This window comes from Schumannella sp. GW821-FHT10F01, assembly GCF_058809295.1.
Genome location: NZ_JBXASM010000021.1, coordinates 1 through 26,007, shown reverse-complemented (window position 1 = coordinate 26,007; position 26,007 = coordinate 1). Strand labels below are relative to the sequence as shown.

Sequence of the window (26,007 nt, the reverse complement as noted above, 5' to 3'; positions counted from 1 at the left end):
GGCCGGAGCCGCAGCCTGCGGGGCGGGGGCCGGCGCCGCCGCCTGCGCGGCGGGACGCGCCTCCGGCTCGGGAGCCGGGGTCGCGGCTGCGGGAGCCGGCTTGGGCGCGGCGGGGCCGGGCCGGGCGGCGGGCCTCGGGGCCGGCTTGGCCTCCGGCGCCTCGACGCCGGCCTCGACCAGCGCCGCCTTGAGGCGACGGGCGACCGGCGGGGCGATGGAGGACGACGGGCTCTTGACGAACTCGCCCATGTCCTTCAGCTTGTCCATCGCAAGCTTGCTGTCGATGCCGAGTTCGTTCGCGATCTCGTGCACGCGTGGGTTGGCCACAATTCTCCTGTCTCGGGTCCACCCGGACAGGGTGGACTCACTTGGTGACGGAACTCATTTCGAGCCGCTCATCAGTTGTCCATGGTGGTTTCGACCGTTTCGTTCAGTCCGGCCGGCTCGAGGCTCGAGCCGATCCCTTGCGTATCCAGGTCCTGCCGCCGCAGCGCCCGCCCGAAGGCTCGGCGCTTGAGCGCTGCTGCGAGGCACTCGGCCGCGGGGTGCAGCCAGGCTCCCCGCCCCGGGAGCGAGGCCGCGGGATCCGCGACCACTCGGCCGTCGCGCGCGACGTACCTCACGAGGGAGGAACGGGGAGCACGCTGCCGGCAGCCCAGACAGGTCCGTACGGGTTCCATGCTACCCCTCCTGCCGGAGAGTCCGCCGCACCCGCGTCAGGACTCCATGACGGAGTCGGGCTGGATGTCGATGCGCGCCCCCGTCAGCTTCGCGGCGAGGCGGGCGTTCTGGCCCTCCTTGCCGATGGCGAGCGAGAGCTGGTAGTCGGGCACGAGCGCCCGGACGGCCTTGAGGCTCTGGTCGACCACGAACGCGCTCGACACCTTGGCCGGCGAGAGCGCGTTCGCCACGAACGTGGCGAGGTCCTCCGACCAGTCGACGATGTCGATCTTCTCCGACCCGAGCTCGGAGGTGACCGCGCGGACGCGCTGGCCGAGCTCGCCGATGCAGGCGCCCTTGGCGTTCACGCCGGGCTGCGTCGAGCGCACCGCGAGCTTCGTGCGGTGGCCGGCCTCGCGGGCGAGCGACGCGATCTCGACGACGCCGGACGCGATCTCGGGCACCTCGAGCGCGAACAGCTTGCGCACGAGCCCCGGATGGGTGCGGCTGACGGTGATCGACGGGCCCTTGAGCCCCTTCGACACGCTCGTGACGTAGACGCGGATGCGCTGGCCGTGGGGGTACTCCTCCCCCGGCACCTGCTCCTCCGGCGGCAGGATCGCCTCGATGCTGCCGAGGTCGATATGCACCATCCGCGGGTTGGGTCCCTGCTGGATGATGCCGGCGACGATGTCGCCCTCCTTGTTGCGGAACTCGCCGAGCACCTTGTCGTCGCCGATGTCGCGCAGGCGCTGGTTGATGACCTGCTTGGCGGCGAACGCGGCGATGCGGCCGAAGTCCTCGGGGCTGTCGACGGCCTCGCCGACGACCTCGCCCTCGTCGTCGTGCTCCGGCACGTAGACCGTGACGTGACCGCTCTTGCGGTCGAGCTCGACGCGCGCACCGGCGTCGGGCGCCTGATCGGTGTGCTTCAGGTAGGCCGTGAGGATGGCCTGCTCGATGATCGTGACCAGCTCGTCGAACGGGATCTCCCGCTCGCGCTCCATGAGCCGGAGCACTCCGAGGTCGATGTCCATCGCAGGGGCCTCCCGATATCCAGTTTCAACCGCACCCCGAACGCGGATGCGACCCCCCAGTCTAGCGGGAGCGAGCCCTACCGGGAGCGCGCCGTCGACCGGAGCCGCTCGACGGCCTCCTCGACCGGGAGCTCCTCACGCTCCCCCGAGCGGCGGTCCCAGTACTCCACGACCCCCTCCGCGGCGCGGCGTCCGGCGATGAGGACGCGCGGCACACCGAGCAGCTCGGCGTCGCCGAACTTCACACCGGGCGACACCTTCGGGCGGTCGTCGTAGAGCACGTCGAGCCGGTGATCCTCGAGCCGCGCCGCGACGGACTCGGCCAGCTCGAACGCCACGGCGTCCTTGCCGGTCGCGATGACGTGCACGTCGAAGGGCGCCACCTCGTCGGGCCAGAGCAGGCCGCGGTCGTCGTGCGTGGTCTCCGCGATGGCGGCGAGGATACGCGTCACGCCGATGCCGTACGAGCCCATCGTGACGGTGACGAGCTTGCCGTTCTCGTCGAGCACGTTGAGGCCGAGCGTCTCGGCGAAGAAGCGGCCGAGCTGGAACACGTGGCCGATCTCCATGCCGCGGGCGAGCTCCACGGGGCCGGAGCCGTCGGGCGCCGGGTCGCCGGCGCGCACCTCCGCGGCCTCGACCGTCGCGTCCCAGCCGAAGTCGCGGCCCGCGACGAGCCCGAACACGTGGTGGCCGTCGACGTTGGCGCCGGTGATCCAGCCGGACCCCTCGGCGACGCGCGGGTCGACGAGGTACCGGATGCCGGTCGCCGACTCCTCGCCGAGGATGGCGCCCTGCGGCGACCACGGTCCGATGTAGCCCCTGACGAGCTCGTCGTAGCGGTCGAAGTCCTGCTCGGTGGCGGGCTCGATCCCGGCGGGGGCGAAGGCCACCTCCGCGCGCTTCATGTCGACCTCGCGGTCGCCGGGCAGGCCGACGACGACGAGCTCGCGGCTGCCGTCGACGTGCGTCAGCGCGAGCACGACGTTCTTCAGCGTGTCGGCCGCGGTCCAGGCCCGGCCGTCGGGACGCGGGTGCCGCGCGTTGGCGACCTCGACGAGGCTCGCGATCGTGGGCGTGCCCGGCGTCGCGAGCACCTCCTGCGGCGAGAGCCCCTCGTAGCCGCGGGGCGTGCCGGGCTCGGTGACATAGGCCTCGACGTTCGCGGCGTAGCCGCCGTCCGACCGCACGAAGGTGTCCTCGCCGATCGCCGTCGGGTGCAGGAACTCCTCGCTGCGCGCGCCGCCCATGAGGCCGTTGTCCGCCGCGACGATCACGTACTCGAGCCCGAGGCGGGTGAAGATCCGCTCGTAGGCGTCGCGCTGCTCCTGATAGGAGGCGTCGAGGCCGGCGTCGCTCGCGTCGAACGAGTACGCATCCTTCATGGTGAACTCGCGACCGCGCAGGAGGCCGGCGCGGGGGCGCGCCTCGTCGCGGTACTTGTCCTGGATCTGGAAGATCGTCAGCGGCAGGTCCTTGTACGAGGAGTACAGGTCCTTCACGAGCAGGGTGAACATCTCCTCGTGCGTCGGCGCGAGCAGGTAGTCCGCGCCCTTGCGGTCCTGCAGACGGAAGATGCCGTCGCCGTAGCTCTCCCAGCGGCCGGACTGCTCGTAGGGCTCGCGGGGCAGCAGCGCGGGGAAGTGCACCTCCTGCGCGCCCGCGGCCGCCATCTCCTCGCGGATGACGCGCTCGATGTTCGCCCGCACCCGGAGTCCGAGCGGCAGCCACGCGAAGATGCCCGGCGCCTGGCGGCGGACGTAGCCGGCGCGCACCAGGAGGCGGTGGCTCGCGACCTCCGCGTCAGCGGGGTCGTCGCGCAGCGTGCGGACGAAGAGCTTCGAGAGTCGTGTGGGCACGACCCCTACCGTACCGAGTGCGCCGCGACCCGCCGACCGGCCGCGTCCGGCCGGCCGGGGTGATCACCAGGGCTTCGAGACGCCGCCGCCGCGAGCCCGGTCGCCCTGGTCGCGCGCCCGTGTCGACTGCTCGTCGCGCGACTTCAGTTGCCCGAGCTTGTCGCCGAGCGACCGGCTGGAGTCCTTCGTCTCGCCGATGCCGCCCTGCTGGCCGTCGCCGTTCCCCGTGCCCGAGCTCGAGCCGCCCTCCTGGCCGCTGCCGTTCTGGGTGCCGCCGCTGCCGTTCTGCGTGCCGCCGGTGCCGTCGCCGCTCTGCGTGCCGCCGCCCTGGCTTCCGGTGCCATTCTGGGATCCGTCGCCCGGCTGGCTGCCGCTGCCGCTGCCGCTCTGGGATCCGTCGCCGGTCCCCTGGCCGCTCCCCTGGCCGTCCTGGCCCTGACCGCTCTGACCGTCCTGGCCCTGCCCGTCCTGGCCCTGCCCGTCCTGGCCCTGGCCGTCCTGGGGCTGCCCGTTCTGGCCGTTCTGCCCCGGCGGGTCCTGGGTCGGGTCCTGGTCCGGGTCCTGAGCGGGGTCCTGGCTCTGGTCCTGCTGGGGCAGCTTGTCGCGGAGCCGCTCGATGGCGGCGTCGTCGCGGTCGGAGAACTGCTGCGACTGGAAGCAGACGTCGCCGTCGACCCGCTGCCAGAGCGTGGCCGCGGTGAGGTACTGCTTCACGGCCTGGTCGGTATCGCCGTTCTTCGTCGAGCGGTCGCCGAGCTTCTCGTAGGTCAGCGCGAGGTTCGCGCGGGCAGGGCACTGGGTCACCGGATCCGGCGCGTTCTGCACCGCGAGCGTCAGCTCCGTGCGGCCGTCGTCGAGCAGCCCGGCCTTCGTGTAGGCGGTGCCGAGGTTGTAGTGCGGCAGGAACGGGTCGATGGGGTTCAGGCTGACGCTCGCCCGCGACCACGAGGCGCTGCCGAGGTAGTCCTTCTGCGCGTACGAGTTCGCCGCGGCCGCGACGAGCACCACGTTGATCATCGCGCCGAGCGCGAAGATGCCGACCGGCACGATGAGCAGCATCGAGAGGCCGAGCAGCTTGCGCCGCCGCCGCGCCACCTCGTAGGGGGTCGCGAGCGCGTCGGGCGCGTCGTCGCCGAACAGCGCGACCCAGGGCGGCCGCTCGTCGGCGGAAGACCGGTCGGTCCTGACATCCGTCATCGTCGCACTCCCTTTCCCGGCCGGGCCCGGCGCAGCTCGCCGAACGCCCGCCATCCGATCATCAGGTCCCAGGCGAGCAGCAGGAACGCCGGGATGATCGGAACCCAGTACAGTCTCGCCTCGATCGTCTCGTTCGGCACGTCGATCGTCTTGCCCAGCTCCGCGTCGACCGCCGGGAACGACGGCCGCGTGCCCGGATCGCGGTGCTCGTAGTCCACACCGAGATCCTTCGAGATGGCCCGGAGCGTGTCCTCGTCGATGCGGGAGATCGCGGGCTGGCCGGTGGACGGATCGACGACGTACGGCTCCTGCGTCGGCGCCGCCGTCGGATCCGGCGGCCCGTCGGAGGTGCCGTCGAACGCGCCCTGGTAGTCCTGGAACGAGTTCTGGCGCATCGGACCGCCGCCCGGCGTGCCGTAGCCGTAGACGCGGCCGGTGTCGAAGAGCCCCTTCGGCGCGAGGAAGTCGGTCTGGTCCGGGTCGTCGGCCGTGGTCTCGCCGTCGCCGAGGTAGAACACGACGCGCACGCGGTTCGGGTCGCTGGCGCGCGCGTCGACGAGCGTGCGGGCCACGAGCTGGTCGGCCTCGTACGGCGTCGAGCCCTGCGAGCTGCCCGTCACCTCGACCGTGAGGTCCTGCAGGTACGACAGCAGCGCGTTCTCGTCGGTCACGAGCGGCACGCGGAGCGAGGCGCTCGCGTCGAACGTGATGAGCGCGAAGCGCGCGCCGGGATACGCCTCCGTGAGGTCGCGGACGTCGTCCTTCATGAGATCGAGCCGGGTGCGGCCGTCGCCGTAGTCCTCGGCGTTCGAGCTCGTCGTGGTGTCCATGACGACGATGACGTCGACGTCCGACACGACCTCCTTCGTCGTGCCCCCCGAGGCGAGCGCGGGGCCGATGGCCGCGGTCGTCAGCAGCGCGAGCGCGACGAGGCGGCGGATCGGCGACCAGCGCTCGCGCCACGAGCGCGTGCGCACGAGCTGCCAGACGAGGATGCCGAGCGGCACGATCGCGAGGAACACGATCCAGCCGACGGGGATGACGGGGAGGAGGATCACGCGCGCATCCTCCAGCCGACGAGCACGATCACCCAGAACCCGAGGAACCCGATCACGAGCGGCACGCCGGGGTGGTCGGTGACCACCAGCTTCGGGGCGCCCTCGAGCTTCGACGCCTGGTCCTCGAGCACCTCCTCGACGATGCGGTCGGCGGTGCTCGACTCCCCCAGGCCGTAGAGCCGGCCGCCGGTCTTGTCGACCTCGTCCTCGAGGTCGCGAACGTAGCTCGACTTCACGCCGAAGGTGGTCGGCGAGATCGCGTAGACGCGCACTTTCCGCTCGTCGGCGAACGTGATCGCCTCGTCGACCGTGACGATGCCCTGGCCGCGGGTCTCGTTGTCGGTCGCGAGCACGATCGTGCGCGAGCGCTTGGTGTCGTTGTTGTCGAAGCGCAGCACGCAGGAGGCGAGTCCGTCGCCGACGAGGGATGACGCGCTGCCGTCGCCGACCAGGGTGCCGTTGAGCAGGTCGAAGTCGGAGGAGTAGCCGCCGTCGCGCGCGGCGTCCGCGGCGCGGGAGAGCTGATCGTCGATGTAGTTGTAGTCGTCGGTGAGCGGGAAGACCTGCACGGCGGACGCGTTCCAGATCACGAGCGAGATCCGCTCGCCATCGAAGCCCCGCACGATGTCGCGGAACGTCTCGAGCACCTTCGCGTCGGAGGGAAGCATCGAGCCGGACACGTCGAGGCAGAGCACGAGGTCGCGGCTCGAGCTCTCGGTGCTCTCGATCTTCGTGCTGATCGGCCGCGCGGCCGCGATCGAGAGCCCGCCGAGGGTGACGAGCGAGACGACCGCCATGATGCCGAACAGCAGCAGGCCGCGGCGGTACGCACGGCGGTAGCGCGGCAGCGCCGTGAGCCGCGCCAGGTTCGCGGCGGCGACGACGTCGCGATCGCCGCGGTGCGCCCGCCCGCGGGTGGCGAGCAGCACGACCGCGATGCCGATGCCGATCACCGCCGCGAGCACGAGGGGCATCCAGGCCCAGGTCAGCTCCATGAGCGCACCACCGTCCTCGCCCGCTCCGCGGCCGGCTCGACCTCCGCCTCCGGATCGGGGGCGAAGGCGATCGGATAGAAGCTCGCGACCGTGTCGGCGACCTGCGGCAGGCGGCTGCGCCGCAGCTCGTCGAGCGTCATGCTGCGCGCATCGACGCCGGTGCGCTTGAACCCGTACTCGCGCACGATGGCGCTGAGCTCGACGTGCACCTCGCGCGCGTCGAGCTCGCCCTCGCGGGCGGCGCGGACGGTCGCGTCGATGCGCTCGAGCGCCTGGTCTGCGGCGTCCTTCGGCGGCACCCAGACGGTCGGCAGGTCGATGGCCTTCGGCGGACGACCGGCGCGGCGCGCCAGGAGGCGGGCGAGCAGGATCCAGCCGGCCAGCAGCAGGAGGAACACCGGCAGCACAGCCCACCACCACCAGTCGTAGACGGCGGGGTCGAACAGGTCGTCAACGTCCGGCACGCGACCGCCTCCTCAGCAGGGTGAGCAGGGTCGGCACGACGTCGCCCACCCGCGCGACGCGGGCGTGGGAGACGCCGAGGCGCGTGAAGAAGTCCTCCTGCGACGCGATCCGGGCGGCCGTGGCGCGGGCGTAGTCGCGGGCCAGGCCGCGGTCGGCGCGCAGGATCGACGGCAGCGGCAGGTCCTCGTCCACCCCGACCACGGGGCGCTTCGATCCGTCGCCGTGCACGAGGTCGACGTCGGCGACGGTGATCCAGAGCAGCTCGTGCCGAGCGGCGAGCCGCTTCAGGCCGTCTTCGAGGCGGGCCTGCGGCGGCACGTCGTCGGCCACCACGATCACGATGCTCCGCTTGCGCAGCAGCCGCGACACCCGGTCGACGAGGTCGGGCACGTCGCAGATCGGCGAGCTGAGCCGGGTCTGGTCGTGGATCTGGCGCAGCAGCGTCTCGAGCCAGTGCTCGCTCGCGCGCGGCCGCCGGGCCAGCACCCGGTCGCCGGTGCGGCTGAGCAGCCCGACCGAGTCGCCGTGCCGGAGCGAGAGGTACCCCAGCACGCCGGCCACCTGGATGGCGACGTCGCGCTTCGACTCGCCGCCCTCCGCCATCGCGGCCATGCCGCGGCCGGTGTCGATGAGGAACATCACGTCCTGGCGACGGGTCTGGAGGTAGCGCTTGACGAGCGGCGTGCCGGTGCGCGCCGTCGCCTTCCAGTCGATGTCGTCGACCTCGTCGCCGGGCACGTAGGCGCGGAGGTCGTCGAAGTCGAGGCTGCGGCCCACCATGACGGACGCGTAGGCACCGTCGAGCATGTTCGTGGACCGCCGGTTCGCGGCGATGAAGAGCCGCGACTTGATCCGCGGCAGCAGCGCGGTGTCGGTCACGGCGTCGGGACGGCCTGGACGATCGCCTCGACGACCTGCCACGAGGTGACCTCGATCGCGTCCGCCTCGAACGTCAGCACGACGCGATGGCCGAGCACGCGGCGCGAGAGCTGCTTGATGTCCTCCGGGATGACGTAGTCGCGGCCCTGCAGCAGGGCGAGCGCCCGCGCGGCCGAGAGGAACGCGATGCTCGCGCGCGGCGAGGCGCCGTACTCGACGAGCCGGGCGAGGTCGGGTGCGATCACGCGGCCCGGATTGCGCGTCGCGTCGACGAGGGCGATGAGGTAGCGGCGCACCTGCTCGGAGACGAAGACCTTGCGGGCGGCCTGCTGCACGAACAGCACGTCGTCGAGCGTCAGCGCGCTCTCGTCGTCGTCGCGGTCGAAGACCCCCTCGTCGAGGCGGCGGAGGATCTCGAACTCGTCTTGCGCGTCGGGGTAGCCGAGCACCTCCTTGAGCAGGAAGCGGTCGAGCTGCGCCTCGGGCAGCTGGTAGGTGCCCTCCTGCTCGATCGGGTTCTGCGTCGCGATGACGAGGAACGGGTCCGGCAGCTTGTAGATCGTGCCGCCGATCGAGGTCTGGCGCTCCTGCATCGCCTCGAGCATCGCGCTCTGGGTCTTCGCGCTGGAGCGGTTGATCTCGTCGAGCAGCACGATGTTCGCGTGCACCGGGCCGAGCTGGGTGACGAAGCGCGAGTTCGGCGCGTCGTAGACCTGGGTGCCGAGGATGTCGGAGGGCAGCAGGTCCGGCGTGCACTGGATGCGGCGGAACTCGCCCTTCACGGCCTTCGCGAGCGTGTTCGCGGCCGTCGACTTCGCGAGGCCCGGCACGCTCTCGAGCAGGATGTGACCGCCGGCGATGAGCGCGACCATGATGCTCGTGCGCAGCGCCTGCTGGCCGACCACCTTGCGGCCGAACGCGGTGCTGATGCGGGACACGATGTCGATCACGCGCCGCGTCTCCGCGTCCTCGAGCGCCGAGGTGCCGGGACGCGGGGCGTGCGGGCTGCCGAACGACGCCGGCTGCTGCGCGTGGGAGGGCTGCCCCTGCGGGTGCGGACCGGGCTGCGCGTGCGAGCCGGGCTGCTGCGGGCCGCCCTGACCGCCCGGCGCCGACCACTGCTGCGCGCTGGTGCCCGGGGCCGACTGCGGAGCGGGCTGCCCGCCGGGTGCGAACGGGCTGCGGCTGTCGGTCACGGAGGTCCCCTCGTCGAGATGGCTGGTGGATCAGCATAGCCGAGTCGGATTCACTATCCGGCACGCCGCCGCTGGGAGGTCAGGCGGTGACGACCTCGGGGCTGCCGATCGCGGCATCGGGCCCCATCTCGTCGGCGATGCGGCGCGCCTCGGCGATCAGCGTCTCCACGATCTCCGCCTCCGGCACCGTCTTCACGACCTCGCCCTTGACGAAGATCTGGCCCTTGCCGTTGCCGGACGCGACGCCGAGGTCCGCCTCGCGGGCCTCCCCCGGGCCGTTCACGACGCAGCCCATGACGGCGACGCGCAGCGGCACCGTGACGCCCTTGAGGCCCTCGGTGACGCTGTCGGCCAGCGTGTAGACGTCGACCTGCGCGCGGCCGCACGACGGGCACGACACGATCTCGAGCCGGCGCTCGCGCAGGTTGAGCGACTGCAGGATCTGCAGGCCCACCTTGACCTCCTCGGCCGGCGGGGCCGAGAGCGAGACGCGGATGGTGTCGCCGATGCCCTCGGAGAGCAGGATGCCGAAGGCCGTCGCGCTCTTGATGGTGCCCTGGAACGCCGGGCCGGCCTCGGTCACGCCGAGGTGCAGCGGCCAGTCGCCGCGCTCGGCGAGCATCCGGTAGGCCTTCACCATCACGATCGGGTCGTTGTGCTTGACCGAGATCTTGAAGTCGTGGAAGTCGTGCTCCTCGAAGAGGCTCGCCTCCCAGACCGCGCTCTCGACGAGCGCCTCCGGGGTCGCCTTGCCGTACTTCTCGAGCAGGCGCCTGTCGAGCGAGCCGGCGTTGACGCCGATGCGCAGGCTCACGCCCGCATCCTTCGCCGCCTTCGCGATCGCGCCGACCTGGTCGTCGAACTTGCGGATGTTGCCCGGGTTCACGCGCACCGCGCCGCAGCCGGCGTCGATCGCCTGGAACACGTACTTCGGCTGGAAATGGATGTCGGCGATCACCGGGATCTGCGACTTCTTCGCGATGATGTGCAGCACGTCGGCGTCGTCCTGGCTCGGCACCGCCACCCGGACGATGTCGCAGCCGGACGCGGTCAGCTCGGCGATCTGCTGGAGTGTCGCGTTGATGTTCGTGGTCGGCGTCGTGGTCATCGACTGGACGCTGATCGGCGCGTCGCCGCCGACGAGGACCTTGCCGACGCGGATCTGACGGGTCTGGCGGCGGGGTGCCAGCGTCTCCGGAGGAGGCTTCGGCATCCCGATGTTCACGGCGGGCATGGGCTCCAGCGTACGCGGCGCTGGTCACGGACCGCTGTGCGCCGGGGCGGCTCGGCGCGCATGTCCAGGCTCAGAACAGCTTCACCGGGTTGATGATGTCGGCGACGAGCAGCAGCAGGCTGGTGCCGCCGAGGATCACGGCGACGGCCATGGTCAGGGGCAGGGCCTTCGCGATGTCGACCGGGCCGGGATCCGGGCGCTTGAGGAGGCGCGCGCCCGCGCGGCGGATCGCCTCCCACAGCGCGCCGATCACGTGGCCGCCGTCGAGCGGCAGCAGCGGCACGAGGTTGAAGACGAACAGCGCGATGTTCAGCGAGCCGAGCAGGCTGAGCAGCGTGGCGACGCGGCCGCTGATCGGCGCGTCGACGCTCGCGACCTCGCCGGCGAGACGGCCGACGCCGACGACGCCGATCGGGCCGTTCGGGTCGCGCGCCTGCCCGCCGAAGGTGGCCTCGGCCACCTGGGCGATGCGCTGCGGGAAGTTCAGCACGACGTTGCCGACGTGGGTGATGTTGCTCCACACGAACGGCAGCACGGCCGTGACGGGCTGGGGGCGGATCTGGGCCACGCTGCCGATGCCGACGAAGCCGACGGTCTGGGTCTCGGTCCTGCCGGCGCCGTCCTTGACGACCTGCCCGAGATCGTCGGTGACCGCCACCTGGTTCTCGATCGGCGTGATCGCCAGGGTCTGCTCGGCGCCGTCGCGGTCCACCACGAGCGAGAGGGTCTTCCCGGCCGAGGCCCGCAGGATCTGCGTCGCCTGCTCCCAGCTCGTCACCGCCGTGCCGTCGAGCGACACGAGCCGGTCGCCGGGCTTCAACCCGGCGGCCGCCGCCGGCGAGGCGGTCTTGCCGTCGCAGTCCTCGGGGGTGCCCGACGCGGTCTGCGGCACGACGCACTGCGACACCGAGGCGACGGTGGTGGTGTTCTGCGACGTGCCGAAGCCGCACAGGACGATGCCAGTGATGAGCACCCCGAGGATCAGGTTGACGACCGGCCCGCCGAGCATGATGACGATGCGCTTCCACCACGGGAGCTGCCAGAAGGTGCGGTGCTCCTCGCCGTCGCGCACGGTCTCGCGGTCGCCGCTGCGGGCGTCCTGCACCATCGTGTCGAAGAAGCCGGTGCTGCCGCTGCGGCCGACGCGCTCGCCCTCGGGCAGCACGTCGCCGAGGTCGGTGTCGCCGTCACGGGCGGGCCGGAGGAACAGCCGACCGCGCTTGCGCAGCCGCTCCGGCGGGTACATGCCCGCCATCGAGATGTAGCCGCCGAGCGGCACGGCCTTCACGCCGTACTCGGTCTCGCCGACCTTCTTCGAGAACAGGGTCGGGCCGAAGCCGATCATCCACTGGCCGACGCGCACGCCGAAGAGCTTCGCCGGGATGAGGTGGCCGAACTCGTGGAGGCCGATCGACACCGCGAGCCCGACGACGACGACGAGCACGCCGAGGATGTACAGCAGAACGGTCTCCACGAGCGGCCATGCTAGGCGCACCAGGCTGTGAGCGGACCCCCGCGTTCGAGTGAGCTAGCCGTTGACTCCCCCGGCGAGCAGGCGGTCCGCGGCATCCCGCGCCCAGCGCTCGGCATCGAGCACCGCCTCCAGGGTCAGCTCCGCCGCCGGCTCGTGCGCGTCGACGACGCGCTCGACGGTCTCGAGGATGCCGAGGTACGGGATCCGCCCGGCGTGGAACGCCTCGACGGCCTGCTCGTTCGCGGCGTTGAAGACGGCCGGGTAGCTCGACCCGGCCTGCCCGACCCGCTTCGCGAGCCGCACGGCCGGGAAGACGGCGTCGTCGAGCGGCTCGAAGGTCCAGGCGGACGCGGTGCGCCAGTCGAGCGGCACGCCGACTCCCGGCACGCGGTCCGGCCAGGCCAGCCCGAGCGCGATCGGCAGGCGCATGTCCGGCGGCGACGCCTGCGCGATCGTCGAGCCGTCGACGAACTCCACCATCGAGTGCACGATCGACTGCGGATGCACGGTCACCTCGATGCGGTCGTACGGCACGCCGAACAGGTGGTGCGCCTCGATCACCTCGAGCCCCTTGTTGACGAGGGTCGAGGAGTTCGTGGTCACGACGACGCCCATGTCCCAGGTCGGGTGCGCCAGCGCCTCCGACGGCGTCACCGCCGCGAGCTGGTCGCGGGTGCGGCCGCGGAACGGACCGCCGGAGGCCGTCAGCACGAGCCGCCGCACCTCTCCGGCGGCGCCGGAGCGCAGCGCCTGCGCGATCGCCGAGTGCTCGGAGTCGACCGGCACGAGCTGGCCGGGCGCCGCGGCGCCCGTGACGAGCTCGCCGCCGACGATGAGCGACTCCTTGTTCGCGAGCGCCAGGGTCGCGCCGGTCTTCAGCGCCTCGAGCGTCGGCAGCAGGCCGACCGAGCCGGTGATGCCGTTGAGCACGACATCCGCCTCGACGTCGCGGACGAGCCGCACCGCGTCGTCGGCGCCGAGCGCGGTGTGCTCGACGCCGAAGCGTGCGGCCTGCTCCGCGAGCAGCTCCGCGTTCCGTCCCGCCGCGAGCCCGACCACCTCGAACAGCTCGGGGTTGCGGCGCACGATGTCGAGCGCCTGCGTGCCGATCGACCCCGTGGAGCCGAGGATCAGGACGCGGCGCACGACGATCAGCTCGCGGAGAGGATGTCGACGACGAAGATGAGGTCCTTGCCGGCCAGCTGGCTGCTGCCGTCGGCGGTCGCGCCGTACGCCTCGGCGGCCGGGATGACGGTGATCACCTGCGAGCCGACCGTCTGGCCGACGATCGCCTGCGTGAAGCCCGCGACGAAGCCGGAGGCCGAGCCGGTGTACGGGCCGCTGCCGTCCGCGCCCCAGGTCTGCTGGAAGATCTCGCCGGTCGCCGCGTCGAGGCCCTGGTACTGGATCGTGACCGTCGAGTCCTTCGCCACCTTCGCCCCGGAGCCCTTGATCAGCACCGACGTCTTCGTGGTCGAGGGCACCGCGAAGTCCTTCGGGATGGTGACCTTCGGCTGGCCGGACTTCGCGCGCGTCACGGTGGGGAAGCCGGACTCCGGCTTCTGCACCTCGCCGGTGGCCTTCGAGGGCACGATCTCGAGCACGTCGGCGACGACCACGAGATTGTCGCTCGCGCCGAGGCCGAGCTGCTCGGAGCCGGTGCTGCCGAACGCCTCCTCCGGCGGGATGACGGCGGCCACGCGCGTGCCCGTGTTCGTGCAGAGCAGCATGCTCGAAAGGCCGACGATCGACTTGTCGTTCACGGCGATCGTCTGCGAGTCGCTCTTCTTGTAGCCGATGCCGTCGGCGATCTGCTTGCCCGTCGTGCCGTTGTAGAGCGAGTAGGCCCAGCGCACGCTGTCGCCCTTCGCGACGGCGTCGCCGTCGCCGCCGGTGATGACGGTGCGCTGCGTCGAGTCGACCTTGAGGCCCTTGTCGAAGGTCACCTTCGGCTCGGCGCCGAGCTTGCCGGTGACCTTGATGCCGTTCGACGCGTCGCCCGGCTGGGCCGCGGGGCAGCCCTCCGCCGACGACGTGCCGGCCTGTCCGGAGCAGGCGGTGAGCGCGCCGAGCACGAGGGCGGCGGCGGCGAGGGCGGGGACGGCGGGGCGCATGGGGATCTTCCGGTCGATCGAGCGGGGGTCGCGTCCAGTCTGACGCATCCCGCCTCCGCATCCGCTCGGGGCGGCCGCCTCAGGCGTCTGCGGCTGCGTCGACCGGACGGCGGCTCAGCTGACGGAAGCGCACCTTGCCGCGGGGCCCGAGCGCGCGCTCGAGGGCCGTCAGCAGGATCGACAGTCCCGTGACCACGAGCAGGGCCGGGATGGCGGGCAGCCCCGCGATCACGGGGATCAGCGCGAGCAGCGCGAGCGCGCCGACGAGGCGGAGCACCGACCAGGTGCGCGAGACGCGGGCCCAGACGGCCGCGGTGACGGCCAGGTACAGCGCCGGGCCGGCGGCGAGGGCGATCGCGCCGAACGCGCCGAGCTCGTGGTGCGACTCGACCGCGTGCATCGCCTGCTCGACCCCGAGCGCGGAGATGATGATGCCCGCCACGAGCCCGAGGTGCAGGTAGGTGTAGACGTCGGTGATCGCGTCGACGCGGCCGCGGTCGCGACGGCGCGAGAGCGCGTGCTCCACGCTGAGGCCGAGCCGGTCGAAGTACTGCCACCACAGCGTCAGGGCGAGCGCGACGCCGATCACCGCGGCGAGGATGATCGACGGGGTCAGCGGCAGCGCTTCCTCCCCCTCGCCGGCGCCGCGGCCGGCCGCCACGCCGGTGGCGATCGCCACGACCGACTCGCCGAGCGCGAGCATCACGACGAGGCCGTGCCGCTCGGCGAAATGGGCGAGCGAGTAGATGCGCCAGGAGCCGCCGTGGGAGGTGGCGAAGATGATCACGCCCTCGACGATCGGCGCGGCCAGCCACAGCCAGGCCTGCGCCTCGCCGCCGATCGCCGCGCCCGTCACGAGGAGGGCGGTGACCGGCAGCACGGTGACGCCGATGCTGAGCACGATCTGGCGCCGCAGGGCGCCGTCGCCACCCGCCGCAACCAGGTAGACCACGAGGTGCACGAGCGAGACGGCGGTGATGCCGACGACGAACACGGCGGAGGCGAACGTGTCGCCGCCCGACGGATGGAACGCCTGCGGCATCGCGAGCGTCACCACGAACATGAGCGCGGTGGCCGCGAGCATGCCGATCCGGACGACCCCCCGATCGGCGTGGGCCTGGTTGGCGAGCCAGGCGAACGAGGTCCACGACCACCAGACCATCCCGAGGGCGCCGAGCCCCTGCGCGACGCCGACCGCGGTGCCGTGCTCCGACATGAGCGCCGTCACCTGGGTGAACGCGAACACGAACACGAGGTCGAAGAACAGCTCGAGCGTCGTGACCCGGTCGCCCTCCTGCGAGGTCTCGGCGGCGAGCAGCCGGCCGGTGACCACGTCGCGGATGCTCACGGCCGGTCCTCGCGATCGATCCCGGTCAGGCTGCGAGCGACGGCGTGATGGGGGCGGAGGCCGTGCGCCGCTCCGGCGCCTCCGCCGGACGCCGCACGCCGACGGCGATCCGCTGGCGCTCCTGGCGCTCGGCGGCGAGATCGACCATGCGCTGCTGCGCTCGCTGCTCCTCGGCGACCTCGGCCAGCAGGTCGAGCAGGGAGAGCCCGAGCGCGCGCAGGATGCCGGCGAGCACCTCGCTCGAGGCCTCCTTGCGGCCCCGCTCGATCTCGGACAGATAGGGCATCGAGATGGCGGCGTCGAGCGCGACATCGCGCAGCGTCCGTCCGGAGTCCAGCCGGATGCGGCGGAGCGTCGAGCCGATCGCGTCGCGGAGCAGCATGCGACGACGGTAGCGCCGCCCGGCGACACGGGGCGAGCGGCCCGCGCCCCCGTTCGCCGCGGGCGGAACGCCCGTCAGGCGCCCGCGTCGGCAACGGCCGCCGCGAGCGTCCGACGGGAGGCCGCGGAGACCGCACCCTCCGGCCGGCCCGGCACGCGGCGCTCGATCGTGATGAGCGCCTTCCAGACCGCCCAGCCGCGGCCGCGCCGCCAGGTCGCCTCGTCGAGGCCGAGCGCGTCGCGGTACACGTCGCGCGCCGGGTCGTCGAGGTCGGTCCAGGCGAGCGCGAGGTCGCAGGCCGGGTCGCCGATGCCGCAGGTGCCGAAGTCGAGCAGGGCCGAGAGGCGGCCGTCGCGCACGAGGAGGTTGCCGCGGGCCACGTCGCCGTGGAACCAGACCGGGTCGCGGTCCCAGCGGCTCGCGAGCGCGTCGTCCCAGATCGCGGCCGCGGCCTCGACGTCCACGCCGGGCTCGCCGCGCAGCCGGGCGAGCGCCTCGCGGGTGCCGCCGTCGTAGTGCGAGAGCGGCCCGCCCCGCCACCAGTTGTGCTGCCCAGGGAGCGGACCGCGGGCCGCCGGCGCGCCGCGCAGCGCGACGAGCGCCGCGGCGACGTCGCGGGCGAGCGCCGACAGGTCGAGCTCCGCGCCGATCGCGGAGTCGCCCTCCAGCCAGCCGTACACCGACCAGGGCAGCGGATAGCCCTCCGCCGGCGCGCCGACGCCGATCGGCACCGGGATGGGCACCGGCACGTGCGACGCGAGCACCGGCAGCCAGCGATGCTCCTTCTCCACGGCGCCCGCGTACTCGGCGGCGCTCGGCAGGCGGACGAGCATCCGATCGCCGAGCCGGAACGTGCGGTTGTCGTTGCCGCCGGGCAGCACCTGCACGACCGGGAGCGCCGCCCACTGCGGGAACTGCGCGGCGATCAGCCGGGCGACGAGGGGCTCGTCGACGAGCTCCCGGCGCACCGGACCTGCGGGCGTCGAGCTGCTCGCGGCGTCGGTCACAGCGGGTCGTCGGCGACCACGATGCGCGGCTCGTGCCGGATCGGGAAGGCCAGGCTCGCCGCGATGAAGCACTTGCGGCTCGCCGACGCGTGCAGCTCGAGGGCCAGCCGCGGGTCGCCAGCCGAGATCGTGACCACCGGGCGCAGCGTCGCGGACGTGAACCGACCGGCGTCGCCGACCACCTCGATCTCGCCCGACGCCGCGTCCTCGTAGGCCTCGACGACGATGCCGTTCGACGCCGCCTCGTAGAGGTAGGTGAGGAGGTGGCACTCGCTCAGCGCGGCGAGCAGCAGCTCCTCGGGGTTCCAGCGCTCCGCGTCGCCGTGGAACACCCGGTCGGCGCTGCCGGCGATGTCCGGCGCCCCCGGCGTGCTGAGCACGGTCTCGCGGCCGTACGAGCGGTAGCTCGACGTGCCGGATCCCCGGTTGCCGGCCCAGCGGGCCGCGACCTCGTAACGGTGCTCCGACGGCATCCGGGCCCCTTCCGTGACGGCGCTGCTCGGTAGGCTCGGCGACGTGACCGACACCCTCGACTCCCCCACGCTAGCCGCCGTGCCGCAGGAGCGGCGGGTCGTGACCGCGATCCCCGGACCGCGCTCGATCGCGCTCCAGGAGCGCCGCACCGCCGCGGTCGCCTCCGGCGTCGCCTCCGCCCAGCCCGTGTTCCTCGCCCGCGCCCACGGCGCCGTCGTCGAGGACGTCGACGGCAACCGCTTCCTCGACCTCGGCTCGGGCATCGGCGTGACCACGATCGGCCACACCGACGAGGCCGTCGTCGCCGCGGCGCGCGCCCAGCTCGGCGAGCTCGTGCACGGCATGTTCACGATCACGCCCTACGAGGGCTACGTGCGGGTCGCCGAGCTGCTGGCCGAGCACACGCCCGGCTCGTTCGCGAAGAAGTCGATGCTCGTGAACTCGGGCGCCGAGGCGGTCGAGAACGGCGTGAAGATCGCGCGGCGCTTCACCGGCCGCTCGGGCGTCGCCGTGCTCGACCACGCCTACCACGGGCGCACGAACCTCACGATGGCCATGACGTTCAAGGCCATGCCCTACAGCGCCGGCTTCGGCCCGCTCGCCGGCAGCGTGCACCGCGTGCCGAACTCGTACCCGCTCCGCGACGGCCTGGACGGCGCCGCGGCCGCCGCCCGCACGATCGCCTACCTCGAGAAGTCGATCGGCGCCGTCGACCTCGCCTGCGTCGTGGCCGAGCCGATCCAGGGCGAGGGCGGCTTCGTCGTGCCCGCCGAGGGCTACCTCGCCGCCATCCAGTCCTGGTGCACGGACAACGGCGTCGTGTTCATCGCCGACGAGATCCAGAGCGGCATGGCGCGCAGCGGCGCCTGGTTCGCGAGCGAGCGGATGGCCGTGGAGCCCGACCTCGTGCTCACCGCGAAGGGCATCGCCGGCGGCCTGCCGCTCGGGGCGGTGACCGGCCGCGCGGAGATCATGGATGCCGCCCACCCGGGCGGGCTCGGCGGCACCTTCAGCGGCAACCCGGTCGCGTGCGCGGCCGCCGTCGCCGTGTTCGAGCGCATCGAGCGCGACGACCTCACCGCCGAGGCGCGTCGCATCGAGGGCACCCTCGTGCCGCTGCTCCGCGACCTGCGGGCCGCCCATCCGGTGGTCGCCGAGGTGCGCGGACTCGGCGCGATGCTCGCGATCGAGCTCGTCGACCCGGAGTCCGGCGCCCCGCGGGCCGACCTCGTGTCCGCGGTGGCCGCCGCCGCGCTGCAGCAGGGCGTGCTCGTGCTGACCGCCGGCACCTCCGGCAACGTGCTGCGCTTCCTGCCGAGCCTCGTCATCACCGACGACCAGCTCCGCGACGCCGTCGGCGTGCTCGACGCCGCGCTGACGGCAGCCGAGTGACCGCGCCGCTGGACCTCGGCGGCGCCGTCGAGCTCGCCGTCGTCGAGCGCAGCGGGCTCGACGAGTCGCGGCATCTCGGCGCGGCCGTCGTGCTCGATCCGGACGGCGGCGAGCTCGCGGCCCACGGCGACGTCGACGCGCTGGTGTTCCCGCGCTCGTCGCTGAAGCCGCTGCAGGCGATCGCCGCGCTGCGGTCGGGCATCGCGCTCGACGAGGAGGAGACGGTGCTCGCGGCGGCCAGCCACGCCGGCACGCCCGAGCACATCGCCGTCGTCGACCGGATGCTCGCGACCGCCGGCCTCGGTCGCGAGGCGCTGCAGACCCCGTCCGCGTGGCCGGGCGATCCGAGGGCCGCGCACGCCGCCGACGGGCCGAGCCGCATCGCGTACAACTGCTCCGGCAAGCACGCCGCGTTCCTCGCCGCGGCCGTGCGCGAGGGCTGGTCGACGGCCGACTACCTCGATCCGGAGCATCCGCTGCAGGCGCGGATCCGCGACGTCGTCGCCGAGTTCACCGGCGCGCCGGTCGAGCACTCGGGCGTCGACGGCTGCGGCGCGCCGCTGCACGCCGTCACGATCCGGCAGCTCGCCCGCGGCATCTCGCGCGCGCTGCGCGAGGACGAGCACGGCCGCGCGCTCGCCTCCGCCGTGCTCGCGCAGCCGTGGGCGCTCGACGGCCCGGGCCGCGCGAACACCGTCGCGATCGAGCGCACCGGGGCGTTCGCGAAGGGCGGGGCGGAGGGCGTGCTCGTCGCCGTCGCCCCGGACGGCACCTCCGTCGCGCTGAAGGTGCTCGACGGCTCGCCGCGCGCGACCGCGCTCATCGGCCTGACGCTGCTCGCCCGCAGCGGTGCGATCGAGGCCGAGGCCGCCGACGCCGCGATCGCGGCGTCCACCGAGCGGATCACCGGCGGCGCGGCGGTCGTCGGCGCCATCCGCCTCGCCGTCTGAGGAGCGTCGCCCGGGGCGGCGAGCCGTCTCAGCCGAACAGCGCGGCCACGGCCTCGCGGAACGCGACCGTGTGCCGATCGACGTCGGCCGAGGTCGTCGCCGGGCTCATCAGCGCCATGTTGTGGAACGGCGTGATGAGGATGCCCCGGTTCAGCGCGTGGAGGTGCAGGTACTGCTGCAGCTCGAAGTCGTCGGCGTCTGCCGCCTCGCGGCCGTCGTGCGGCGCGTGCGGCAGGAAGCTGTACTCGGCGCGCGCGCCGAGCTGCGTGACCTGCCATGGCGCTCCGGCCTCGTCGATGGCGGCCTGCACGCCGGCGGTCCACTCGGCGGCGCGGGCGATCATGCCCGGGTAGACCTCGGGCGTGAGCACCTCGCCGAGCGTGGCGCGGATGCCCGCCATCGACACCGCGTTGCCGGCGAGCGTGCCGCCGATGCCGCCGACGTCGATGTCCTCGAGACCGGCTCCGTTGCGCTCCAGCGCCTCGAGCACTCGCGTCGCGAGGTGATCCGTCATGCCCCAGGCGCCGGCCGGCACGCCGCCGGCGATCGTCTTGCCGAGCACGACCACGTCGGGGCGGAGGCCGTCGCGCGCCGTCATGCCGCCCGGTCCGGCGCAGAGCGTGTGCGTCTCGTCGAGCACGAGCAGCGTCCCGGCGTCGCGGCAGAGCCGCCAGACGCCCTCGTGCCAGTCGTCGTCGGGCAGCACGATGCCGATGTTCGTCATGGCCGGCTCGGCCAGCACGGCCGCGACCTCGCCGGTGGCCAGTGCCGCCTCGAGCGCGGGCAGGTCGTTGAACGGCACGACGATCGTCGTCTCGGAGGGATCGACGGGCGGCCCCATGTCGCCGCGGCGGGCGACCGTGCGTCCGTCGTCGTCGAGGGTCGCGAACGCCTCGTCGACCGTGCCGTGGTAGCTGAAATCGATCACCACGACCTTGCGGCGCCCGGTCACCATGCGCGCGAGCCGGAGCACGTGGCGGTTCGCGTCGGTGGCCGAGAGCGTGAACTGCCAGAACGGGAGGCCGAAGCGCGAGTCGAGCAGCTCCGCGGCCGGCGCCGCGTCGGCCGTCGGGAGCATGAAGGTCGACCCGCGGCCGAGCTGCGCCGTGATCGCCGCCACGCTCGCGGCCGGGGCGTGCCCGACCATCGCGCCGGTGTCGCCGAGGCAGAGGTCGACGTGGTCGATGCCGTCCGCGTCGACGAAGCGGGCGCCGGACGCCTGCTCCACGAATACCGGCCACGGCGAGGGCCACTTGCGCATCCAGAGCATCGGGACGCCGCCCGGCATGCTCGAGCGGGCCCGCTCCCAGAGCGCGGCGGACGCCGGACGCTCGTCGCGGAAGCGCGCGGTCTCCTCGGCGAAGAGCCGGGCGAGCCGCTCGCGATCCGGGTAGCCGAGCGGTGCGCCGCCGGACATCAGCCCTCCTTGAGCAGACGCCGGCGCCGGGCGCCCGCGCCGAGCTGCCCGACGATCACGAGCACGATCGCGATGAGGAAGATGGCCGACGCGAACACGTTCGCCTGCGGCGGGATGCCGCGCGCGGCGGCCGTGTAGATGTACTTCGGCAGGGTCTCGGCGTTGCCGGAGACGAAGTTCGTGATGATGAAGTCGTCGAAGCTCAGTGCGAAGCAGAGCAGGCCGGCGGCCACGATGCCGGGCAGCAGCAGCGGGAACGTGATGCGCCAGAACACCTGGAACGGGCCGCCGTACAGGTCGCGGCCGGCCTCCTCGAGCGCCGGGTCGAGGCTCGACGCGCGCGCCCGCACGGTCACGACGACGAAGCTGATGCAGAACATGATGTGGGCGACGATCACCGTCGTCAGATTCTTCTCGAGCCCGAGGTTCACCCACTGCGACGACAGGCCGGCGCCGAGCACGACCTCCGGCGTCGCCATCGGGAGGAACAGCAGCACCGTGACCGCGGCGCGGAACCGGAAGCGGAACCGCGCGAGGGCGAGCGAGATCATGGTGCCGAGGATGCAGGCCGCGATCGTGGCGACCACGCCGACCAGGATGCTGTTGCCGAACGCGCCGCAGACGCGGGCGTCGTCGCAGATGCCGGTCCAGTTGTCGAGCGTGAAGCCGACCCAGACGATGTTCGAGCGCCGCGCGGCGTTGAACGAGAACGCGATCGTGTACACGATCGGGATGAGCAGCACGGCGAGCAGCACGACCGAGTAGATCGCGACCGCCCGGCCGCGGAAGCCGCCGCGCTCGCGCCGCCGCGGCGATGCCGTCCCCGTCTCGGACTGCGCCTCCGCCTCGGCGATGGCCGCGCCCGCCTGGATGCTCACAGCAGGTCCTCCGTCTTGCTCGCGGTGACGTAGACGGCGACCGGGATGAGGATGGCGATCATCAGCACGATCGACATGGCGGCGGCGATCGGCAGCGTGTTGTTCTCGCTCGCGAGGAAGTTGTCGTTGATGACGTTGCCGATCATCTGCGTCTGCACGCTGCCGAGGAAGCTCCGGTCGGCGTTGACGTAGTCGCCGGTCGCCGGGATGAAGGTCAGCAGCGTGCCGGACACGACACCCGGCAGCGAGAGCGGGAACACGACGCGCCAGAACGTCGACCAGCGGCCGGCGTAGAGGTCGCCGGACGCCTCGACGAAGCGCAGGTCGAGGCGCTCGAGCGAGGTGTAGATCGGCAGCACCGTGAACGGCAGGAAGTTGTACGTCAAGCCGAACACGACCATGAACGGGGTGCCGGTGATGTGGGCGCCCTCGGGCAGGATCGCGACCGCCTGGAGGGCGCTGACGACCGGTCCGTCGTCCGAGAAGATCGACTTCCAGGCGAGCGTGCGCAGCAGGAAGCTGATGAAGAACGGCGCGATCACGAGGATGAGCGCGATGCTCTGCCAGAACGGGTACTTCCGCAGCGTCACGCCGATGAAGTACGCCAGCGGGTAGCCGAGCAGGAGCGTGAACACCGTGGCCAGCAGCGACCAGCCGAACGACCGGCCGAGGATGCCCGCGTACTGCTCCAGCGCCGACGCGTAGTTGCCCCCGTTGCCGGTGAAGTAGTACGTGCCGTCGAAGTTCGGCGACGGGCTCTCGAGGCTCGTCACGGCGAGCGACAGCAGCGGCGCGACGTAGGTCAGCGCGAGGTAGATCACGCCGGGCAGCAGGAGCAGCAGCACGATCGGGCCGCTGCGCTTCACCGCGTCGGCCGGTCCCGCCGTCGAGACGGCCGGTCCGCCCGCGAAGGCGCCGATCGCCACGTCAGTCGCCGTCCGCCGCGGCCGGCACCGGCTCGGCGGCGGGGTCCACGGCGTCCGCGGCCGCGACCGGCGAGTCCGGCAGCGAGGCGAGCTCGCCCGGGTCGTCGTCGAGGCCGAAGCCGTGGTCCGCCGACCAGGACACCCAGACCTCGGCGCCGCGGTGGACGACCGGCCCGAAGACCATGTTCTGCGCGAAGACGGTCACGGTCGGCACGCCCGGGATCTCGACGAGGTACTGGGTGCTCACGCCGGTGAACGAGACGTCGGTGACGCGGCCGGGTCCGAGCAGGTTGACGCCCGCAGACCGCGTCGGCGCCGTCGTGTGCAGCAGGAGCTTCTCGGGGCGCACGCCGATCGTGATCGGGCCGGTGTGCCGTTGCGCGCGGTGCTTCGGCACCGTGACCGCGGCCGGTCCGATGTCGACGGTGAGCGCATCCGAGCTCGAGGCGACGACGGGGCCGGTGAACAGGTTCGACTGGCCGAGGAAGTTCGCGACGAACGTCGTGCGGGGCAGCTCGTAGAGCTCCTCGGGTGCGCCCATCTGCTCGATCTCGCCCTTGTTCATCACCGCGACCGTGTCGGCCATGGTCATGGCCTCCTCCTGGTCGTGGGTGACGTGGACGAACGTCAGGCCGACCTCGTTCTGGATCGACTTCAGCTCGATCTGCATCTGGCGGCGCAGCTTGAGGTCGAGCGCGCCGAGCGGCTCGTCGAGGAGGAGCAGCGCCGGCCGGTTCACGACGGCGCGGGCGAGCGCGACGCGCTGCTGCTGGCCGCCGCTGAGCTGACCCGGCCGGCGGGTGGCGAGATGGTCGAGCTCGACGAGGCGGAGGGCCTCGTGCGCGAGCTTCGTCGCCTCGCCGATGCCGCGCCGGCGCAGCCCGAACTCGACGTTCTTCAGCACCGTCATGTGCGGGAACAGCGCGTACGACTGGAACACCGTGTTGACCGGCCGCTGGTGCGGCTTCAGCTCGGTGACGTCCTTGCCGCCGATGAGCACGCGGCCCGCCGTCGGCTCCTCGAGGCCGGCGACCAGGCGCAGCGTCGTGGTCTTGCCGCAGCCGGACGGGCCGAGCAGCGCGAAGAACGAGCCCGCCGGGATCGTGAGGTCGAGGTTCTCGATGGCCGTGAAGCCGGGGAACCGCTTCGTGATCCCCTCGAGCCGGAGGTCGGCGCCGGCCTCGTCGAAGCCGGCCATCAGCTGCCGCCGAGCAGCACGGACTGGAACTCCGTCCCGAACGCCTGATCCTCCTCGGGGGTCAGCGTGCGGAACTGGTGGACCGTCTTCAGCGTCGCCTCGTCGGGGAAGATCAGCTGGTTCGTCGCGAGCTCCGGGTCGATCTTCTCGGCCTCGGCGGCGGCGCCGTTCACCGGGGTGACGTAGCTGACCCAGGCGGCGACCTGCGCGGCGATCTCCGGGTCGTAGTACCAGTCGATGAGCTTCTCGGCGTTCGCCTTGCGCGGCGACCCCATCGGGATCACGAAGTTGTCGTACCAGAGCGTGCCGCCGGCCTCCGGGATCGCGAACTTGAACTTGCCGTCCTCCGACTCGTTCAGCGTCGCGATGTCGCCGGACCACACGATCGCCGCGAGGGTGTCGCCGCTCTGCAGGTCGTCGATGTAGCTGTTGCCCTTGACGTTGCGGATCTGGCCGTCGCCGATCTGCTTCTTGAACACGTCGACGGCGTTCGAGAACTCGTCCTCGCCCCACTTGCCGGAGATGTCGACGCCCTGCTGCAGCATGATCAGGCCGATCGTGTCGCGCATCTCGGCGAGCACGCCGACCTTGCCCTTGAGCTCCGGCTTCCAGAGATCGTCGACGCTCTTCAGCTCGCCCTCGACCTGCTCGCTGTTCCAGGCGATGCCGGCGAAGCCGCCCTGCCACGGGAGCGAATGCGTGCGGCCCTTGTCGAAGTCGACGTCGACGAGGTCCGGCAGCAGGTTGTCGGTGTTCGGCATCTTCGCCCGGTCGAGCTCCTGCACGTAGCCGAGGCGGATGAGACGGCTCACCATCCAGTCCGTGAGGCAGACCGTGTCCGCGCCGATGTCGCGGCCGGCCTGGAGCTGGTCGCGCACCTTCGCGTAGTACGAGTTGTTGTCGTCGACGTCGACCCGGTAGTCGACCTTGATGCCGGAGGCCGCGGTGAACGCCTCGAGCGTCGGGTGCTTCTTCGCGTCGTCCTCGTCGAGGTACAGCGCCCAGTTCGCCCACGTAAGCGACTTGTCGGACGAGGACTCGTCCTTCGCGGGGCTCAGCTTCTTCGCCGCGGGAGCGGCGCAGCCGGCCAGGGCGAGCGTCGCGGCGCCGACGCCGCCGGCCGCGAACAGCGACCGCCGGGTCAGGGTCGAGCGGCGCGCGGCGCTGACGAGCTCGCGGACGATGGGATCCTCGGGACGACGGGGCATGGACGGAGACTCCTCGTTCGCTGCGTTGGGACGGCCGCTGCCGTGGGGTCGATCCTGGCATACCGTGCCGCGTCGGAGAACCCGCAGATGCACCGATCGACCGTTTCGAAACATAGATTTCACGGAATCCGCGGTCCGATGCCCTCCTGACTGCGGAAAGCGCCGTCATCCGACACCCGCCCAGGGGGCGCCCGCGCGGCGGCAGCGGCGGCCCTCGACGAGCCATCCCTCGGCGCGGGCCGGGTCGAGCGGCGGCACCACCCGGCAGCGGAGCAGCGCCCGCAGCTCGCGCGCGCTGCACCCCGCTACGAGCAGCCGGCCGCGGCGGACCCGCTCGAGCGCGCCCCAGTCCGCCTGCCAGGCCTCGGGGTCGCCCACGAGCGGGCCTGGGCGGTCGCCGAGCGGGACGGGGCGGTCGCCGGGCGGGACGGGGCGGTCGCCGGGCGGGTCCTCCGTACCCAGCTCCCGCGCCGCGATCCCGCGCGCCCGGAGCCGCCGGACGAGCGCCGCCGCGTCCGGGCACACGATGCCGTCGAGCGAACCGGGATCGACCTCCGGCGGCGGCACCCCGGCCGGCGCGGGCAGCGGCGGCGCCAGCGCGACCTGGATCTCGGCCTCCCGCCAGCGGCCGGATCCGGCCCGCCGCGGCGCCCAGTCGG

Annotated in this window: 25 protein-coding genes and 1 pseudogene; 2 read left to right on the top strand and 24 right to left on the bottom strand. The window is 72.6% G+C overall.

Annotated elements, in window-relative coordinates; translation table 11 throughout:
• The 18 genes from AC1RSJ_RS16195 to AC1RSJ_RS16110 all read right to left on the bottom strand — a co-directional run.
• A partial coding sequence (locus tag AC1RSJ_RS16195) for a translation initiation factor IF-2 N-terminal domain-containing protein (protein ID WP_493119492.1) occupies positions 1-327 on the bottom strand: 327 nt, incomplete at its 3' end.
• Between the two features lie 71 nt (positions 328-398).
• Entirely contained in the window at positions 399-680 is a 282-nt protein-coding gene (locus tag AC1RSJ_RS16190; RefSeq protein ID WP_493119491.1) for a YlxR family protein, read from the bottom strand.
• 36 nt (positions 681-716) lie between these two features.
• Positions 717-1,697 (bottom strand): transcription termination factor NusA, encoded by a 981-nt coding sequence (gene nusA, locus AC1RSJ_RS16185; protein ID WP_493119490.1) that lies wholly within the window; start codon positions 1,695-1,697, stop codon positions 717-719.
• 77 nt (positions 1,698-1,774) lie between these two features.
• Positions 1,775-3,556: a proline--tRNA ligase gene (locus AC1RSJ_RS16180; RefSeq protein WP_493119489.1), complete on the bottom strand. Its 1,782-nt coding sequence runs from the start codon at positions 3,554-3,556 to the stop codon at positions 1,775-1,777.
• Positions 3,557-3,619: 63 nt separating this feature from the next.
• A complete protein-coding gene (locus AC1RSJ_RS16175; protein WP_493119488.1) occupies positions 3,620-4,753 on the bottom strand; it encodes a hypothetical protein in 1,134 nt (377 codons plus the stop codon).
• Positions 4,750-5,811, bottom strand: coding sequence for a VWA domain-containing protein (locus AC1RSJ_RS16170; protein ID WP_493119487.1), 1,062 nt, complete (start codon positions 5,809-5,811; stop codon positions 4,750-4,752). The genes AC1RSJ_RS16175 and AC1RSJ_RS16170 overlap by 4 nt, the downstream gene beginning before the upstream one ends.
• Positions 5,808-6,806 (bottom strand): vWA domain-containing protein, encoded by a 999-nt coding sequence (locus AC1RSJ_RS16165; RefSeq protein ID WP_493119486.1) that lies wholly within the window; start codon positions 6,804-6,806, stop codon positions 5,808-5,810. The genes AC1RSJ_RS16170 and AC1RSJ_RS16165 overlap by 4 nt, the downstream gene beginning before the upstream one ends.
• Complete coding sequence (locus AC1RSJ_RS16160) at positions 6,797-7,270, bottom strand: hypothetical protein (protein ID WP_493119485.1); 474 nt, start codon at positions 7,268-7,270, stop codon at positions 6,797-6,799. The genes AC1RSJ_RS16165 and AC1RSJ_RS16160 overlap by 10 nt, the downstream gene beginning before the upstream one ends.
• Positions 7,257-8,150 carry a DUF58 domain-containing protein gene (locus AC1RSJ_RS16155; RefSeq protein ID WP_493119484.1) on the bottom strand — a complete coding sequence of 298 codons (894 nt, stop codon included), beginning with the start codon at positions 8,148-8,150 and terminating at the stop codon, positions 7,257-7,259. Before AC1RSJ_RS16155 ends, AC1RSJ_RS16160 begins: the two co-directional genes overlap by 14 nt.
• Positions 8,147-9,100, bottom strand: coding sequence for an AAA family ATPase (locus AC1RSJ_RS16150; RefSeq protein WP_493119493.1), 954 nt, complete (start codon positions 9,098-9,100; stop codon positions 8,147-8,149). The genes AC1RSJ_RS16155 and AC1RSJ_RS16150 overlap by 4 nt, the downstream gene beginning before the upstream one ends.
• A 325-nt stretch (positions 9,101-9,425) precedes the next feature.
• Positions 9,426-10,580, bottom strand: coding sequence for a flavodoxin-dependent (E)-4-hydroxy-3-methylbut-2-enyl-diphosphate synthase (gene ispG, locus AC1RSJ_RS16145; protein WP_493119483.1), 1,155 nt, complete (start codon positions 10,578-10,580; stop codon positions 9,426-9,428).
• Positions 10,581-10,650: 70 nt separating this feature from the next.
• Positions 10,651-12,054: a M50 family metallopeptidase gene (locus AC1RSJ_RS16140; protein WP_493119482.1), complete on the bottom strand. Its 1,404-nt coding sequence runs from the start codon at positions 12,052-12,054 to the stop codon at positions 10,651-10,653.
• Positions 12,055-12,108: 54 nt separating this feature from the next.
• The gene (gene dxr / locus AC1RSJ_RS16135) at positions 12,109-13,200 is read right to left on the bottom strand and encodes a 1-deoxy-D-xylulose-5-phosphate reductoisomerase (RefSeq protein ID WP_493119481.1); all 1,092 of its coding nucleotides are present in this window, start codon (positions 13,198-13,200) and stop codon (positions 12,109-12,111) included.
• Between the two features lie 5 nt (positions 13,201-13,205).
• Positions 13,206-14,168, bottom strand: a complete 963-nt coding sequence (locus AC1RSJ_RS16130; RefSeq protein WP_493119479.1) for an FKBP-type peptidyl-prolyl cis-trans isomerase — start codon at positions 14,166-14,168, stop codon at positions 13,206-13,208.
• Between the two features lie 79 nt (positions 14,169-14,247).
• Positions 14,248-15,516, bottom strand: a complete 1,269-nt coding sequence (locus tag AC1RSJ_RS16125) for a low temperature requirement protein A (protein ID WP_493119478.1) — start codon at positions 15,514-15,516, stop codon at positions 14,248-14,250.
• Positions 15,517-15,541: 25 nt separating this feature from the next.
• Positions 15,542-15,898: a helix-turn-helix domain-containing protein gene (locus AC1RSJ_RS16120; RefSeq protein WP_493119477.1), complete on the bottom strand. Its 357-nt coding sequence runs from the start codon at positions 15,896-15,898 to the stop codon at positions 15,542-15,544.
• Between the two features lie 74 nt (positions 15,899-15,972).
• The gene (locus AC1RSJ_RS16115; protein ID WP_493119476.1) at positions 15,973-16,905 is read right to left on the bottom strand and encodes an aminoglycoside phosphotransferase family protein; all 933 of its coding nucleotides are present in this window, start codon (positions 16,903-16,905) and stop codon (positions 15,973-15,975) included.
• Positions 16,902-17,378 carry an OsmC family protein gene (locus tag AC1RSJ_RS16110; protein WP_493119475.1) on the bottom strand — a complete coding sequence of 159 codons (477 nt, stop codon included), beginning with the start codon at positions 17,376-17,378 and terminating at the stop codon, positions 16,902-16,904. Before AC1RSJ_RS16110 ends, AC1RSJ_RS16115 begins: the two co-directional genes overlap by 4 nt.
• 43 nt (positions 17,379-17,421) lie before the next feature.
• On the opposite strand from AC1RSJ_RS16110, the gene gabT reads away from it, so the two are divergent.
• The gene (gene gabT, locus AC1RSJ_RS16105) at positions 17,422-18,771 is read left to right on the top strand and encodes a 4-aminobutyrate--2-oxoglutarate transaminase (protein ID WP_493119474.1); all 1,350 of its coding nucleotides are present in this window, start codon (positions 17,422-17,424) and stop codon (positions 18,769-18,771) included.
• Entirely contained in the window at positions 18,768-19,721 is a 954-nt protein-coding gene (locus tag AC1RSJ_RS16100) for an asparaginase (RefSeq protein WP_493119473.1), read from the top strand. Before gabT ends, AC1RSJ_RS16100 begins: the two co-directional genes overlap by 4 nt.
• 28 nt (positions 19,722-19,749) lie before the next feature.
• Here the strand turns inward: AC1RSJ_RS16100 and AC1RSJ_RS16095 are convergent, their stop codons facing one another.
• The 6 genes and pseudogenes from AC1RSJ_RS16095 to AC1RSJ_RS16070 all read right to left on the bottom strand — a co-directional run.
• Entirely contained in the window at positions 19,750-21,138 is a 1,389-nt protein-coding gene (locus AC1RSJ_RS16095; RefSeq protein ID WP_493119472.1) for a transaminase, read from the bottom strand.
• Positions 21,138-22,016, bottom strand: coding sequence for an ABC transporter permease (locus AC1RSJ_RS16090; RefSeq protein WP_493119471.1), 879 nt, complete (start codon positions 22,014-22,016; stop codon positions 21,138-21,140). The genes AC1RSJ_RS16095 and AC1RSJ_RS16090 overlap by 1 nt, the downstream gene beginning before the upstream one ends.
• Positions 22,013-22,942, bottom strand: coding sequence for an ABC transporter permease (locus tag AC1RSJ_RS16085; protein WP_493119470.1), 930 nt, complete (start codon positions 22,940-22,942; stop codon positions 22,013-22,015). The genes AC1RSJ_RS16090 and AC1RSJ_RS16085 overlap by 4 nt, the downstream gene beginning before the upstream one ends.
• A gap of 1 nt (position 22,943) precedes the next feature.
• Entirely contained in the window at positions 22,944-24,140 is a 1,197-nt protein-coding gene (locus tag AC1RSJ_RS16080) for an ABC transporter ATP-binding protein (protein WP_493119469.1), read from the bottom strand.
• Positions 24,140-25,348, bottom strand: a complete 1,209-nt coding sequence (locus tag AC1RSJ_RS16075; RefSeq protein ID WP_493119467.1) for an ABC transporter substrate-binding protein — start codon at positions 25,346-25,348, stop codon at positions 24,140-24,142. The genes AC1RSJ_RS16080 and AC1RSJ_RS16075 overlap by 1 nt, the downstream gene beginning before the upstream one ends.
• A gap of 165 nt (positions 25,349-25,513) precedes the next feature.
• Positions 25,514-26,007, bottom strand: a pseudogene (locus AC1RSJ_RS16070) (hypothetical protein); the annotation flags it as partial.